At 71.2% G+C, this 13,246-nt stretch carries 15 protein-coding genes and 1 tRNA gene; 10 read left to right on the top strand and 6 right to left on the bottom strand.

Annotated features, from left to right (window positions below; all coding sequences use genetic code 11):
* Positions 1–39 precede the first annotated feature (39 nt).
* Positions 40–129, bottom strand: a tRNA-Ser gene (locus tag JNK30_RS02510).
* A gap of 110 nt (positions 130–239) precedes the next feature.
* Between JNK30_RS02510 and JNK30_RS02505 the strand changes: the two genes are divergently transcribed.
* The 6 genes from JNK30_RS02505 (at position 240) to JNK30_RS02480 (ending at position 5,174) form a co-directional block, all read left to right on the top strand.
* A complete protein-coding gene (locus tag JNK30_RS02505; RefSeq protein WP_293479836.1) occupies positions 240–1,265 on the top strand; it encodes a septal ring lytic transglycosylase RlpA family protein in 1,026 nt (341 codons plus the stop codon).
* Positions 1,266–1,342: 77 nt separating this feature from the next.
* Positions 1,343–1,978: a dTMP kinase gene (tmk, locus tag JNK30_RS02500; protein ID WP_293479834.1), complete on the top strand. Its 636-nt coding sequence runs from the start codon at positions 1,343–1,345 to the stop codon at positions 1,976–1,978.
* The gene (locus tag JNK30_RS02495; RefSeq protein WP_293479832.1) at positions 1,971–2,972 is read left to right on the top strand and encodes a DNA polymerase III subunit delta'; all 1,002 of its coding nucleotides are present in this window, start codon (positions 1,971–1,973) and stop codon (positions 2,970–2,972) included. Before tmk ends, JNK30_RS02495 begins: the two co-directional genes overlap by 8 nt.
* Before the next feature lie 20 nt (positions 2,973–2,992).
* On the top strand, positions 2,993–3,769 hold the full coding sequence (locus JNK30_RS02490; protein ID WP_293479830.1) for a TatD family hydrolase: 777 nt from the start codon (positions 2,993–2,995) through the stop codon (positions 3,767–3,769).
* Positions 3,766–4,578 (top strand): MBL fold metallo-hydrolase, encoded by an 813-nt coding sequence (locus JNK30_RS02485; RefSeq protein ID WP_293479828.1) that lies wholly within the window; start codon positions 3,766–3,768, stop codon positions 4,576–4,578. The genes JNK30_RS02490 and JNK30_RS02485 overlap by 4 nt, the downstream gene beginning before the upstream one ends.
* On the top strand, positions 4,575–5,174 hold the full coding sequence (locus JNK30_RS02480) for a phosphoribosylglycinamide formyltransferase (protein WP_293479827.1): 600 nt from the start codon (positions 4,575–4,577) through the stop codon (positions 5,172–5,174). Before JNK30_RS02485 ends, JNK30_RS02480 begins: the two co-directional genes overlap by 4 nt.
* On the opposite strand, the gene JNK30_RS02475 is transcribed toward JNK30_RS02480, so the two are convergent.
* Positions 5,171–6,442, bottom strand: a complete 1,272-nt coding sequence (locus tag JNK30_RS02475; protein ID WP_293479826.1) for an MFS transporter — start codon at positions 6,440–6,442, stop codon at positions 5,171–5,173. The genes JNK30_RS02480 and JNK30_RS02475 overlap by 4 nt on opposite strands.
* 105 nt (positions 6,443–6,547) lie before the next feature.
* Between JNK30_RS02475 and JNK30_RS02470 the strand changes: the two genes are divergently transcribed.
* The 4 genes from JNK30_RS02470 (at position 6,548) to JNK30_RS02455 (ending at position 9,269) form a co-directional block, all read left to right on the top strand.
* Positions 6,548–6,931 (top strand): putative quinol monooxygenase, encoded by a 384-nt coding sequence (locus tag JNK30_RS02470; protein WP_293479824.1) that lies wholly within the window; start codon positions 6,548–6,550, stop codon positions 6,929–6,931.
* 380 nt (positions 6,932–7,311) lie between these two features.
* Entirely contained in the window at positions 7,312–7,800 is a 489-nt protein-coding gene (locus JNK30_RS02465; protein WP_293479822.1) for a hypothetical protein, read from the top strand.
* Between the two features lie 75 nt (positions 7,801–7,875).
* The gene (mazG, locus tag JNK30_RS02460) at positions 7,876–8,697 is read left to right on the top strand and encodes a nucleoside triphosphate pyrophosphohydrolase (protein WP_293479820.1); all 822 of its coding nucleotides are present in this window, start codon (positions 7,876–7,878) and stop codon (positions 8,695–8,697) included.
* Between the two features lie 47 nt (positions 8,698–8,744).
* Positions 8,745–9,269, top strand: a complete 525-nt coding sequence (locus JNK30_RS02455; RefSeq protein ID WP_293479819.1) for a DUF2059 domain-containing protein — start codon at positions 8,745–8,747, stop codon at positions 9,267–9,269.
* On the opposite strand, the gene hflX is transcribed toward JNK30_RS02455, so the two are convergent.
* The 4 genes from hflX to JNK30_RS02435 all read right to left on the bottom strand — a co-directional run bounded on the left by hflX (position 9,266) and on the right by JNK30_RS02435 (position 13,240).
* Positions 9,266–10,591 carry a GTPase HflX gene (gene hflX / locus JNK30_RS02450; protein ID WP_293479817.1) on the bottom strand — a complete coding sequence of 442 codons (1,326 nt, stop codon included), beginning with the start codon at positions 10,589–10,591 and terminating at the stop codon, positions 9,266–9,268. The genes JNK30_RS02455 and hflX overlap by 4 nt on opposite strands.
* A complete protein-coding gene (hfq, locus tag JNK30_RS02445) occupies positions 10,588–10,833 on the bottom strand; it encodes an RNA chaperone Hfq (protein ID WP_111274395.1) in 246 nt (81 codons plus the stop codon). The genes hflX and hfq overlap by 4 nt, the downstream gene beginning before the upstream one ends.
* Positions 10,834–10,978: 145 nt before the next feature.
* Positions 10,979–11,842, bottom strand: coding sequence for a D-amino-acid transaminase (locus JNK30_RS02440; RefSeq protein ID WP_293479815.1), 864 nt, complete (start codon positions 11,840–11,842; stop codon positions 10,979–10,981).
* 6 nt (positions 11,843–11,848) lie between these two features.
* Complete coding sequence (locus JNK30_RS02435; RefSeq protein ID WP_293479813.1) at positions 11,849–13,240, bottom strand: sigma-54 dependent transcriptional regulator; 1,392 nt, start codon at positions 13,238–13,240, stop codon at positions 11,849–11,851.
* Positions 13,241–13,246: the final 6 nt, after the last annotated feature.

Below are 13,246 nucleotides of genomic sequence, written 5' to 3'. Positions count from 1 at the left end.
CGCCCCCGACGGCGGGCTCGCGCGTGCGGGTCCAGCTGCTGGCGGACGGGGTGGGATTCGAACCCACGGTGGGCGTGAACCCACGGCGGTTTTCAAGACCGCTGCCTTAAACCACTCGGCCACCCGTCCGGCGCGGGCGCTATAGCAGGGAAGGGCGCGGGGGCTCCACCGCTACGGACGGTTAACCACGCCGCAAGGTTCGGCCGCGAGGATTCCGACCGAGTCGGAGACCTGCATCCATGTCGGCGTCCAATCCTTCGCGCACCGCGCGGCTCGCGATCCTGTTGGTGGCGGGGGCCTCGCTGGCCGCCTGCGCCACGCTGGAGCCGCGGTATCCGAGCCGGCAGGCGAACCTGCCGCCGGGCGCCGGCGGCGGCGAGCGGAAGATCGGCAAGCCGTACCAGGTGGGCGGGGTCTGGTACGTGCCGCGCGAGCAGCCGGACTACGACCAGGTGGGGGTCGCGTCCTGGTACGGCGACGCGTTCCACCTGAAGGCCACAGCGAACGGCGAGGTCTTCGACATGAACGCCGTATCGGCGGCGCACACGACCCTGCCGCTGCCGTCGATGGTGGAGGTCACCAACCTGGACAACGGCCGGCGCCTCGTGGTGCGGGTGAACGATCGCGGGCCCTTCGTCGACAATCGCATCATCGACCTCAGCCGCGAGGCCGCGAGGCAGCTGGGCATGGACCGCGCGGGGCTGGCGAAGGTGCGAGTGCGCTATGTCGGCCCTGCGCCGCTGCTGGGCCCCGCCGACGGCTACCGCGTCGCCGATGGCGGCGCTCTGCCCACCCGCATGCCCTCGGCCGCCGCGACGCCGGCGCGCTATGCGGCGCGGGCCGGGACGGACCCGGCCCTGGAGTTCGCCGGCGCCGCGCCGAGAGCCCCCGCGCCCTACGCCGCCGCCCCGGTCTCGCAGGCGCCCATCACCACCCAGGGCCTGGCGCCGGTGACGGGAAGCGAGATCCTGTCCACGCCGATCCCGCCGCCGCCGGGCGCGGCCCCGCTGCGCGCGGCGATGGCGACCGCGTCGAACCTGCGTGTGCAGGCGGGCGCGTTCTCGAGCCAGGCCAACGCAGAGCTGGCCGCCAGCCGGCTGTCCGCGGCGGGCGCGGCGGCGGTCGAGCCGATCCAGACGACCGACGGGATGACGCTGTACCGGGTGATCCTGCCCGCGCCCGCGGACGAGGCCGGCGCCTATGCGCTGCGCGACCGCGTGGCCGAGTTCGGCTTCGCGGACGCGCGGGTCGTGCGCACCTTCTGACCCCGCCCGCGCGCGCCGGGCCTCAGCGTCGCGGAGCTTCTGGACAAAGCGCCCGAACCGGCCAATTTGGCCGGCATATGGCGCGCGGTCGGTTCATCACCTTCGAGGGCGGCGAGGGCGCCGGCAAGTCCACCCAGGTCGTCCGCCTGGCGGCGCGGCTGGGCCGGACCGGGCGCGAGGTCCTGACGACGCGCGAGCCGGGCGGCTCGCCCGGGGCGGAGAGCATCCGCGACCTGGTGCTTCGGGGCGACGCCGACCGCTGGAGTCCAATGACCGAGACGCTGCTCATGTACGCGGCGCGGCGCGATCACGTGGAGCGGGTGATCCAGCCGGCCCTGGAGCGGGGCGCCTGGGTGATCTGCGACCGGTTCGCCGACTCCACGCGCGCCTATCAGGGCGCGGCCGGCGGCGTGGACCCGGCGCTCATCGAAGCCCTGGAGAAGCACGTCATCGCCGACGTGACGCCGGACCTGACCCTCGTGTTCGACCTGCCGGTGGAGGTCGGGCTGCAGCGGGCGCAGGCGCGCGCCGGGGCGGAAATGCGCTTCGAGTCCAAGGGCGCGGCCTTCCACGAGCGCCTGCGGGCGGCCTTCCTGGAGATCGCCGCCCGCGAGCCCGGCCGGTGCGTGGTCATCGACGCGGCGGCCAGCATGGACGGGGTCGAGGCCGCGGTCGGGGCGGCCGTCCGCGAACGGCTGTCGACAGATGGCTGAGCTGGACGTTCCGCATCCGCGCGAGGTGTTCACGCTGCAGGGCCAGGAGGCCGCCGAGGCCGCGTTCGAGGACGCGCGCAGCCGGGGACGACTGCATCACGCCTGGCTGCTGACCGGGCCCATGGGGGTCGGCAAGGCGACCTTCGCCTACCGCGCGGCGCGCCGGCTGCTGGGCGCGGCCCCCGATCCGGACCATGGCCTGCTGGCCTCGGACCCCGAGCACCCGGTCTGCCGGCAGGTGGCAGCGCGCAGCCACCCGGACCTGATGGTGCTGGAGCGCGAGGGCCCCGACGGCAAGGCCCGGCGGCTGATCCCGGTGGACGACGCCCGCAAGCTGGCCGAGTTCTTCTCGAAGTCGCCGGCGGCGGCCCCGCACCGGGTGGCGATTATCGACGCCGCCGACGACCTGAACGTCAACGCCGCCAACGCCATCCTGAAGACCCTGGAAGAGCCGCCGCCGCGCGGCGTGCTGCTGATGGTCTCGCATGCGCCCGGACGCCTCCTGCCCACGATCCGTTCGCGTTGCCGCCGGCTCGCCTTCCGCACGCTCGAGCTGGAGGAGTCCGCGGCGTTCGTCCGCGCCCACGCCCAGGTGAACGTCGAGGAGTCGCTGCGCCTGTCGCGGATGGCCGAGGGCGCCCCCGGCCGCGCGCTGCAGCTGGCGGCCGCCGAGGCGCTGGCGATGGACGACGCGGCGCGCGAACTGCTGGCGGACCTGCCGAACGTCGACGAGACGCGGGCGCTGTCGCTGGCCGAAGGGTTCCGCGGCGGAGAGGGGCCGGCGCGGTTCGCCCTGCTGTTCGACCGTCTCGCGGACCGCGTGCATGCCCTGGCGAAGGACCGCGCCGCTCAGGGGATCGGCGACCTTGATCGCTGGGCCGCGGCGTGGGAGACGCTCCAGCGCCTGCCGCGCGAGGTGGACGGGTTGAACCTGGATCGCGCCGACGCGCTGTTCACCGCGCTGGCCGAGCTGCGCCAGGCCGCCCGGACCTAGGGAGACGGCCCGAACCGCCGATGCTGATAGACAGCCACGTCAACCTGCACGCCCCGCAGTTCGATGAGGACCGCGACGCGGTGATCGCCCGGGCGCGCGCCGCCGGCGTGCAGCTGATGGTCAACATCTCGGACCGGGTGTCGAACTTCCCCGCGGTGCGCGCGCTCGCCGACCATTCCGACATCTGGTGCACGGTGGGCACGCACCCGCACGAGGCGAAGGAGGATCCCGACCTTTCCGCCGCCACGCTGGTGCGCATGGCGGCCGATCCGCGCGTGGTCGGCATCGGGGAGTGCGGCCTGGACTTCCACTACGACCTCAGTCCTCGCGACATCCAGGCCAGGGTGTTCCGCGTCCACGTGGAGGCCGCGCGCGAGACCGGCCTGCCGCTGGTCGTCCACACCCGCGAGGCCGACGCGGTCATGGGCGAGATCCTGGAGACGGAGTACGCGCGCGGGCCGTTCCGCCTGCTGATGCACTGCTACACCTCGGGCGCGGAGCTCGCGCGCCGCTGCGCGGCCCTCGGCGCCTGGTTCTCGGTGTCCGGGATCGCCACGTTCAAGGCCGCCGAGGATGTGCGCGCGGTGATCCGCGACATGCCGGCGGACCGGATCATCGTGGAGACGGATTGCCCCTATCTGGCCCCGGTCCCGCACCGCGGCCGCCGCAACGAGCCGGCCTATGTGGGCCATGTGCTGGCGAAGCTGGCCGAGGTGCGCGGCTGGAGCCTGGAGGCGGCCGAGCAGCGGACGACCGACGCCTTCTTCGACCTTTTCGACCGGATCCCGCGCCCATGACCGGCCGCCTGGAGATCACCATCCTGGGCTGCGGCTCCTCGGGCGGCGTTCCGCGGGCGGACGGCGACTGGGGAATCTGCGACCCGGCCGAGCCGAAGAACTTCCGCACCCGCTGCTCGCTGCTGGTCAAGCGGGTGGGGGAGGGGCGCGAAACGACGGCGCTGGTCGACGCCTCGCCGGAACTGCGGATCCAGACCGCCCGGGCCGGCATGACGCGCTGCGACGCGGTGCTCCTGACCCACGACCACGCCGACCAGGTCCACGGGCTGGACGACGTGCGCGCCTTCTTCCTGCGCCAGCAGGCGCGGATCCCCTGCTGGATGGATGCGGCCACCGACCGGACCATGATGCGGCGGTTCGGCTACATCTTCGAGGGGGAGGGCGGCTATCCCGCCATCTGCGAGCGGCGGCTGATCCCGGACCACGGCGCGCCCTGGCAGGTGGACGGCCCGTCGGGCGCGATCCCGGTGCGCACCTTCGACCAGGATCACGGCGGCGTCCGCTCGGTCGGCTACCGGTTCGGCGACGTGGCGTATTCGAGCGACGTGGTCGACCTGGACGACGCCGCCTTCGCCGCGCTGGAGGGGCTGGACGTGTGGATCGTGGACGCGCTCCGCCGCCGTCCTCACCCGACCCACGCCCATCTGGATCGCGCCCTGGAGTGGATCGCACGGGCGCGGCCGCGGCGCGCGATCCTGACGAACATGCACATCGACATGGACTACGCCCAGCTGGTCGCAGAGCTGCCGCCGGGCGTCGAGCCGGCCTACGACGGCCTCAGCTTCATCCATGACCTGGCGACGCCGTGAGCGCGCGGCGGCTCAGGTTGGGGTTCCTGGCCTCGGGGAACGGGTCCAGCGCCGAGGCCATCGTGGACGCCATCGGCGCAGGCGAACTCGACGCCGAGGCGCGACTGCTGGTGAGCAACAAGAAGGACTGCGCGGCCTTCGCCTGGGCGGCGGAGAAGGGGGTCCCCTTCCTGTGCATTCCCACGGTGGCTGACCCCGGGGGCGCCGACGCACGGCTGGCCGAGGCGCTCGCAGACGCAGGGGTCGAGCTGATCGTGCTCTCCGGCTATCTGCGCCGGCTGGGCCCGCAGACGCTCGGGCGGTTCGCCGGGCGCATCCTCAACATCCACCCCGGACCCCTGCCCCGGTTCGGCGGGGAGGGGATGTACGGGGCCCGCGTGCACCAGGCGGTGATCTCGGCCGGCGTTCCCGAGAGCGCCATCGTCGTCCACGGCGTGGACGAGATCTACGATCATGGGCCCGAGCTGGCCCGGCGCAGCGTCCCGGTGCTTCCGGGCGACACGGCCGCGTCGCTGGAGGCGCGCGTGAAGGCGCTCGAGCCGGGCTTCTTCGTCGAGACCCTGCGGCGCGTCGCCTCGGGCGAGCTCCGGGTCTAGCCGGCCAGCGCGGGCCGGCGGCCCGACAGCTTCGCCGCGGCGAAGTAGCAGGGGATCGACAGCGCCGAGAGGGCGGTGAAGGTGAACAGGGTCCAGCTGTAGGGGTGCGTGTTGCCCTGGGCGGTCAGCACGTCGACCATGATGCCGCTGCCGGTGATGCCGATGCCCAGGCCGACCACGTTCAGCGACATGATGTAGAACGCCACCACCGTGGAGCGGACCTGGGGCGGGCAGAGCTCCTGCACCGCCGAGAAGGTCGGGCCGTAGAAGACGCCCAGCTGGAAGGAGCCCACGACCAGGCAGAGCCAGAAGATGGCGTTCTGCGGATCGATCAGGCGATAGGTCAGGTTGATGGGCAGCAGCGCCAGCAGCACCCACACCATGAACATCGGGCGGCTCTGGCCCGTGGCGGCGACGAAGCGGTCGCAGGCGATGCCGCCGAAGAGATTGCCGGCCACGCCCGCGAACACCGAGATCAGCCCTGTAATGATGGCGATCTCGGCCTTCTCAAAGCCCCGCTCGCGGACCAGCCAGAGCTGGTCGAAGGTGGCCGCGCCCAGGAGGAAGTGGATGGCGACGCCGGCGGCGATGGTGAGCTGCAGGGGCGGGGACGCCTTCAGCGCCGCCACGAACACCTTCAGGAGTTCGCCGAACTTCGGCCGCTCGACCCCGTGCGCCGCGGGCGGCCGCGTCTCCTTCACCTGCAGCACCACCAGCGAGAACAGGACCCCGATCGCGCCCAGCAGGAAGAAGCAGTTCCGCCAGCCGATCGCCGGGCCGAGGAAGCCCGCGATGAGCAGGCTGACGCCGACGCCCACCGGCACGCCCATGTAGTAGAATCCCGACGCAAACCCGCGTCTTTCCGGAGGAAACCGGTCGGCGAGCAGCGACATGGACGTGGGCGTGAGCGCGGACTCGCCGATCCCGATGAAGACCCGCGGAATGGCCAGGGAGACGAAGTTCTTCGCCAGGCCCGACGCCGCCGTCAGCGCGCTCCAGGCGAACATCGCGATCGCGATCAGGCGCGGTCGGTTCACCATGTCGGCCAGCGCGCCCATGAAGAAGCCGGCCACCGCGTAGAACACGATGAAGACCAGGCCGGTCAGGAGCCCGAACTCGGTGTTGGTGAGTCCCAGGTCGGGCACGATGAAGTTCGAGAAGCTCGCCAACAGCTGGCGGTCCACGAAGTTGATGACGTTCATCAGGGTGAGCAGCACCAGGAGGCCGTAGCCTCCGCGCGCGCCCGCATCGCCGGCGGACTGCGTCATCTTTCCTCCCATGCGAGAGCGGCTCTGACGGCCGCTTCGTTCACGCGATAGAGCCCGGCTTCCCTGGGGCTTGCAATGGGGATCACCGGACGTAACCCTCGGCGGATGTTCGAAAGACGCGAGTTCCTGGGCGGCTCGGCCGCCGCGGCGGTGCTGGCCGGTTCTGATGCCGCGGCCGCGGCCCCGATGTACGGCCTGATCGGCAAGATGCTGGCGCAGCCCGGGAAACGGGATCAGCTCATGGCGCTGCTGATGAGCGGCCTGGGCGAGATGCCGGGCTGCCTGAGCTACATCGTCGCCAGGGATCCGGGCTCGCCCGACGCGATCTGGATCACCGAGGTGTGGGACAGCGCCGCGAGCCACGCCGCGTCGCTTCGGCTCCCGGCGGTGCAAGCGACCATCACGGCCGCGCGGCCTCTGATCGCGGGCTTCGGAGAGCGCTTCGAGACAGCGCCGGTGGGGGGCGTGGGCCTGGCCCGGACCCCATAAGCATATTTCTGATAATCTTCCTTAGGCGAGAAACGGGTGGGGACTTCGTGGGCCCCCTCCAGCCCTGGACCGCCTACCCGACGACGCGCGCCAGAAGCCAGAGGATCCCCGCCCACAGGGCGAGAGACGCCGCCCCGCCCAGGGCGAGCCCATAGCCGGCCGGCCAAGGGCGGCTGGGGCGCGCCGCGACGCCAAGGGTTCGCGACGGTTGGAAGACGGCCTCGCGCATCGCGCTCGCTCCATGGGCTTCCATTCGCCGACGACGCTATCTGGATTCGCCTCTCAGGCGAGTCACCGTCCCGCGCGTTCACGAACTTGCGAAGATGCGTCCGACGACCCACATGTTACGTAATTACTGGACACGAACCCCGGGAGCCCAAATGCGCCTCCTAGCTCTCTCCACAGCCGCCCTTCTCGCCAGCGCCGCCACGGCGTTTGCCGCCCCCGCCTCCGTCGACGTGGGCCTGTCGCCCGAGATGCAGGCCAAGTTCCAGAAGACCTACGGAATGCGGGAGGCCGACATCCTGATCGGCGACCTGCGCGCCTCGGTGGAAAAGGCGCTGGCCAAGACCGGCGCTTACGATGGCGCGCGCATCTCGCTGACCATCACCGACGTGAAGCCCAACCGCCCGACGTTCAAGCAGCTCGGCGACAAGCCGGGACTGTCCCTCGACAGCTTCGGCATCGGGGGCGCAACCATCGACGGCCAGGTGGTGGCCGCCGACGGCCGCACGACGCCCGTGAGCTACCGCTGGTACGAAAGCGACATCCGCCAGGCCGTGGGCAACTGGACCTGGAGCGACGCCACCTGGACGTTCGATCGGTTCGCCCGGAAGCTGGCCCGGGGCGAGGAACTCGCCAAGCGCTAGCCGGCAGCACATCCTTGCGCCAGCGGACGGCGCGCGGTCTGATCGCCGCGCGCCGTTCTGCATTTCCGGACCCCGATGACACGCCCTGCCCCGCCAGCCGACCTGAAGCCGATCGACCGCCTGCTTGCGATCATGGCCCGGCTCCGCGACCCCGCAGACGGCTGCCCCTGGGACCTCGAGCAGACCTTCGCCACCATCGCGCCGTACACGGTGGAGGAAGCCTATGAGGTCGCCGACGCGATCGAGCGCGGCGACCTCGCCGACCTGAAGGACGAGCTCGGCGACCTCTTGCTGCAGGTGGTGTTCCACGCCCGCATGGCCGAGGAGCGCGGCGACTTCGCCTTCGACGACGTGGTGCGGGCGATCAACGACAAGATGATCCGCCGCCATCCGCATGTCTTCGCAGAGGAAACCTACGCCAGCCTGGAGCACCAGAAGGCCGGCTGGGAGGCGTTGAAGGCGGCCGAGCGCGCCGGCAAGGGAAAGGCCCAGAGCCTGCTGGACGACGTCCCCGTCGGGCTCCCGGGGCTCACCCGGGCGGTGAAGCTCTCGAAGCGCGCGGCGCAGGTGGGCTTCGTCTGGCCCAGCGTGCAGGACGTCGTGGCGAAGCTGCACGAAGAGGTCGGCGAACTGCTGGCCGAGATCGAGGCCGGCGACCTGGAGAAGGCCCGCAACGAGATCGGCGACGTCCTGTTCGTCGTGGCCAACATCGCCCGCACGCTCGACGTCGATCCCGAGGACGCGGTGCGATACACCAACGCCAAGTTCGTTCGTCGTTTCAAATACGTCGAAGCAGAACTTGCCAAGCGCGGAAGGACGCCGGACCAGTCCGATCTCGGCGAGATGGACGCGCTCTGGGAAGAGGTGAAAGCCCGGGAGCGCGCCGGCTCTTCCTGAATCCGCCGAGCTGTGCCTTGCTGGGATCGGTGGGGGTGGGGAATGTCATGAACGCTGCAGGAATCGTGGGAGCGCTCGCGCTCGTCGGCATGTGCCTCGGGCCCGCTCCGGGGCTGGCGCAGACGGCCGACGGCAAGCGGCAGTTGGCGCAGCAGCTCATGGACGAGACCGGCATGACCGCGAACCTCGATTCCATGACGAAGAGCATGATCGAGCAGATGGTGGCCCACACGACCGCCGAGATGAGTCCCGAGACCAGGGCCAGGGCCGGGCAGATGGCCGAGGCGATGTCGGCGGCCCTGCAGCGGGTGACGCCCCGGATCATGGCGGTGAGCATCGACGCCTACGCGCAGACCTTCACCGAGGAGGAACTGCAGGGAATACTCGCGTTCTACCGGACGCCTGTCGGCCGCTCGATGGCCGCGAAGATGCCGGTCCTGATGCGCAACGTCACGGACGCCAGTCTGGCGATCATGCCCGAGATGCAGGCGGCGATGGCCGCCGAGCTCTGCGCCCGCCAGACTTGTCCCGACCGCCTCAAGGCGCTCGCCGAGAAGGCCCCGAAGCCCTAGCCCTCTGCGGCGTCGACCTTGGCCGCCGGAAACTGCTGCTCGAACTGACCGAGCGCCTGGGGCGTCAGGCTCACGGTGAGGGTGACCGCGCCGTCCTCCCCTTCCCGGCGCTCGATGACGCGCCCATGCCGATAGAGCCAGGCCACCGCGGCGCCGTCGCCGGGCGGCGTCAGCACCTGGACGGGCGGGGCTTCGTCGACCAGCCCGGCGATCGCCGCGAGCAGGTCGTCGACCCCCTGCCCCGTGACGGCCGACACCACGATGGCGGGCGGCCGCGCGCGGCGGGCGTCCTGCAGCACCTCGGCGCGGGCCTCGGCGTCGAGGAGATCGGCCTTGTTCCAGACCTCGAGGATGCGGCGCTCGTCCATGTCGACGTCGAGCTGGCCGAGGACCGCACGCACGTCGTCCGCCTGCTCGCGGGTCTCGGCGCTCGCGATGTCGCGCACGTGCAGCACCACGTCGGCCTCGCGCACCTCCTCCAGGGTGGCGCGGAAGGCCTCGACCAGTTCATGCGGCAGGTCGGAGATGAAGCCCACGGTGTCGGAGAGCATGGCCGGCCGGCCGTCGGGCAGCTTGAGCGCGCGGATGGTGGGGTCCAGCGTGGCGAACAGCATGTCCTGCGCCACCACCTCGGCCTTGGTCAGCCGGTTGAACAGCGTGGACTTGCCGGCGTTGGTGTAGCCGACCAGCGCCACCGCCGGGAACGGGATGCGCCGGCGGGCCGAGCGGGCGAGGGTCCGCGTGCGGCGCACCTCCTCCAGCTCGCGCTTCAGCTTGCCGATCTTCTCGGCGATGAGCCGCCGGTCGGTCTCGATCTGGGTCTCGCCGGGGCCGCCCATCACCCCGAAGCCGCCGCGCTGGCGCTCGAGGTGGGTCCAGGTGCGCACCAGGCGCGAGCGCTCGTAGGTGAGGCGCGCGAGTTCCACCTGCAGCCGACCCTCGCGGGTGCGGGCCCGCCGGGCGAAGATCTCGAGGATGAGGCCGGTGCGGTCGATCACCTTGACCTGCCAGGCCTTCTCCAGGTTGCGCTGCTGCACAGGCGTCAGCGCATCGTCGACGACGACCACGTCGGCCTCCGCCGCCCGGACGCGCGCGGCGATCTCCTCCACCTTGCCGCCGCCGAACAGGGTCGCAGGCGTCAGCTTGCGCAGGGTCGCAATGACGGCCTCGCGGACCTCGAGGTCGAGCGCGAGCGCGAGGCCGGCGGCCTCCTCCAGCCGCGCCTCGGGCTGGCGCGCGCCGGCGCGCCCTTCCCGGTCGGGATGGACGACGATGGCGCCCTGCACGGGCGCCTCGCGGTCAACGAATTTTGTCGGGCTCAATCGGCCTCGTCGTCTGCCGGCTCGTAGAGCTGCACGGGCTGCGCCGGCATGATGGTGGAAATCGCGTGCTTGTAGACGAGCTGGGATTGCCCGTCCCTGCGCAGAAGAACGCAGAAGTTATCGAACCAGCTCACCACGCCCTGCAATTTCACGCCGTTCACCAGGAAGATGGTGAGGGGCGTCTTCGACTTCCGCACGCTGTTGAGGAAGGTGTCCTGCAGGTTCTGTTTCTTGTCGCTCACGGCTTTCCGCCTTTTCGTTGTCGCCGGGCGGCCGTCCGCCCACACACGGGAGTGACGCTAAGCGCCAAACGGCGGCGCTTGCAATCACGGGCGGTGCTTTTCCTGCGGTTGCAGGAAATCCGCCCGAGAGAGGTCAACGCATAACCTAGATCGCGGTCGCCTTGGCCCGCTCGATATAGAGCTGCCGCAGTCGCGAGGCCACCGGCCCGACCTTGCCGTCGCCGACCGGCTTGCCGTCGATCCGGGTGACCGGCAGCACCAGCGTGCCGGCGCCCGTGATGAAGGCCTCCCGCGCCTGCACGGCCTCGTCGGGCGTGAACGGCCGCTCGTCGACCTTCAGCCCCGCCTCGCGGGCGACGTCCAGGAGGGACAGGCGGGTGACGCCCCGCAGGATGTTGGCCTGGGTGTCGCGGGTGCGCAGCACGCCGTCGCCGTCGAGGATCCACGCGTTGGAGGATGCGCCCTCGGTCACGAGCCCCAGGTCGTCGACGAACCAGGCCTCGACCGCCCCGGCCTCGCGGGCCTTCTGCTTGGCCAGGGCGTTGGGCAGCAGGCCGACGGTCTTGATGTCGCAGCGGCCCCAGCGGTTTTCGGGGGTGGTCACGACGGCGACCCCGGCGGCGGCCCGCGCCTCGGTGGCCGCGCGGTCCACCCGGCTCACGGTGACGACCACGGCAGGCGGCGTCGGAACGGTCGGGAAGGCGTGGTCGCGGCGGGCGACCCCGCGGCTGACCTGCAGGTAGACCAGGCCCTCGCGGATCCGGTTGCGGCGCACGGTCTCGCGCAGGACCGTGGTCAGCGCCTTACGGCTCATGGGCATGTCGATGCGCAACTCCGAGAGGCTGCGCTCGAGGCGCGCGAAGTGGCCCTCGGGATCGGCCAACTTGCCGTCGAACAGGGCCCACACCTCGTAGACGGCGTCGGCCAGCTGGTAGCCGCGATCCTCGATATGGACGGTGGCCTGGCTCTTCGGAACGAAGCGGCCGTTGACGTAGGCGATGCGGCTCATGGCCCCCTAGAGCTCCTCGGATTCCAGCGCCCGGGCGCCCGACAGGCCCAGGGACTTCAGCTTGCGATGCAGCGCCGACCGCTCCATGCCGATGAAGGCGGCGGTGCGCGAAATGTTGCCCGAGAACCGCAGCATCTGGGCGTTGAGGTATTCGCGCTCGAAGACCTCGCGCGCCTCGCGCAGCGGCAGGGCGATGATCCGCTCGGCGCCCAGCGACCCGGACTGGTCGTTCACGGAAGCCTCCGGCGGCAGCATGTCCGCCGTGATCGGATCGCCGACGGCGCCGGACGCCAGGATCAGCATCCGTTCGACGTTGTTGCGCAGCTGGCGAAGATTCCCCGGCCAGGCGCGGACCTGCAGCATGGCCAGCGCGTCGTCCGACAGCCGCCGCTTGGGCAGGCCCGAGGCGTCGCAGATGCGGGTGATGAAGTCCTCGATGAGCTCGGGGATGTCCTCGCGGCGCTCGGAGAGCCCCGGGACGTTCACCGGCACCACGTTCAGCCGATGGAACAGGTCCTCCCGGAAGCGCCCGGCGGAGATCTCCTCGCGCAGGTCGCGCGAGGTGGACGAGATCACCCGGACGTCGACCTGCACGTCGGCGTCGCCGCCCACCCTGCGGAAGCGCTGCTCGACCAGGACGCGCAGGATGCGGCTCTGCGTCTCGCGCGGCATGTCCGCCACCTCGTCGAGGTAGAGCGTGCCGCCGTGGGCGCGCTCGAAGACGCCGATCTTGGCGGGGCGGCCGCCCGCGCCCTCCTCACCGAAGAGCTCGACGTCCATGCGCTCGGGCGTCATGCCGGCGGCCGAGATCGGCACGAACTCGTTGCGGGCCCTGTGGCTGCCGCCATGGATCAGCCGCGCCACGGTCTCCTTGCCCGAGCCCGGCGGGCCCGAGATGAGGACCCGGCTGTTGGCGCCCGCCAGCTTGGCGATCATCTGGCGCAGCTGCTGCGCGGCCATCGAGCGGCCCAGCAGACCCTCGGGCGTGATCGCCTGGGCGCGCAGCCTGCGGTTCTCGCGCCGCAGGTTCGCGGCCTCGAGCGCCCGTTCGACCACCAGGATCAGCCGGTCGGACTTGAAGGGCTTCTCCAGGAACTCGTAGGCGCCCCGCTTGATGGCCGAGACCGCGGTCTCGATGTTGCCGTGCCCCGAGATCATGATGACCGGCAGGTCCCCGTCGAGGGTCTTGACCAGGTCCAGCAGCTCCAGGCCGTCCATCCCGCCGCCCGACATCCAGATGTCGAGGATCAGCAGCGCAGGCTTGCGGGCCCGGACGGCGGCAAGCGCGCTTTCGGAGTCGTTGGCCGTGCGGACGTCGTACCCCTCATCCGTGAGGATCCCCGCGACCAGCTCGCGGATATCGGCCTCGTCGTCGACCACCAGAACGTCAGACGCCATCTTTCA

It is taken from the genome of Phenylobacterium sp., assembly GCF_016793225.1.
Classification (GTDB): domain Bacteria; phylum Pseudomonadota; class Alphaproteobacteria; order Caulobacterales; family Caulobacteraceae; genus Phenylobacterium.
The sequence above is the reverse complement of the archived record's forward strand: the minus strand, read 5'-3'. Positions and strand labels throughout refer to the sequence as shown.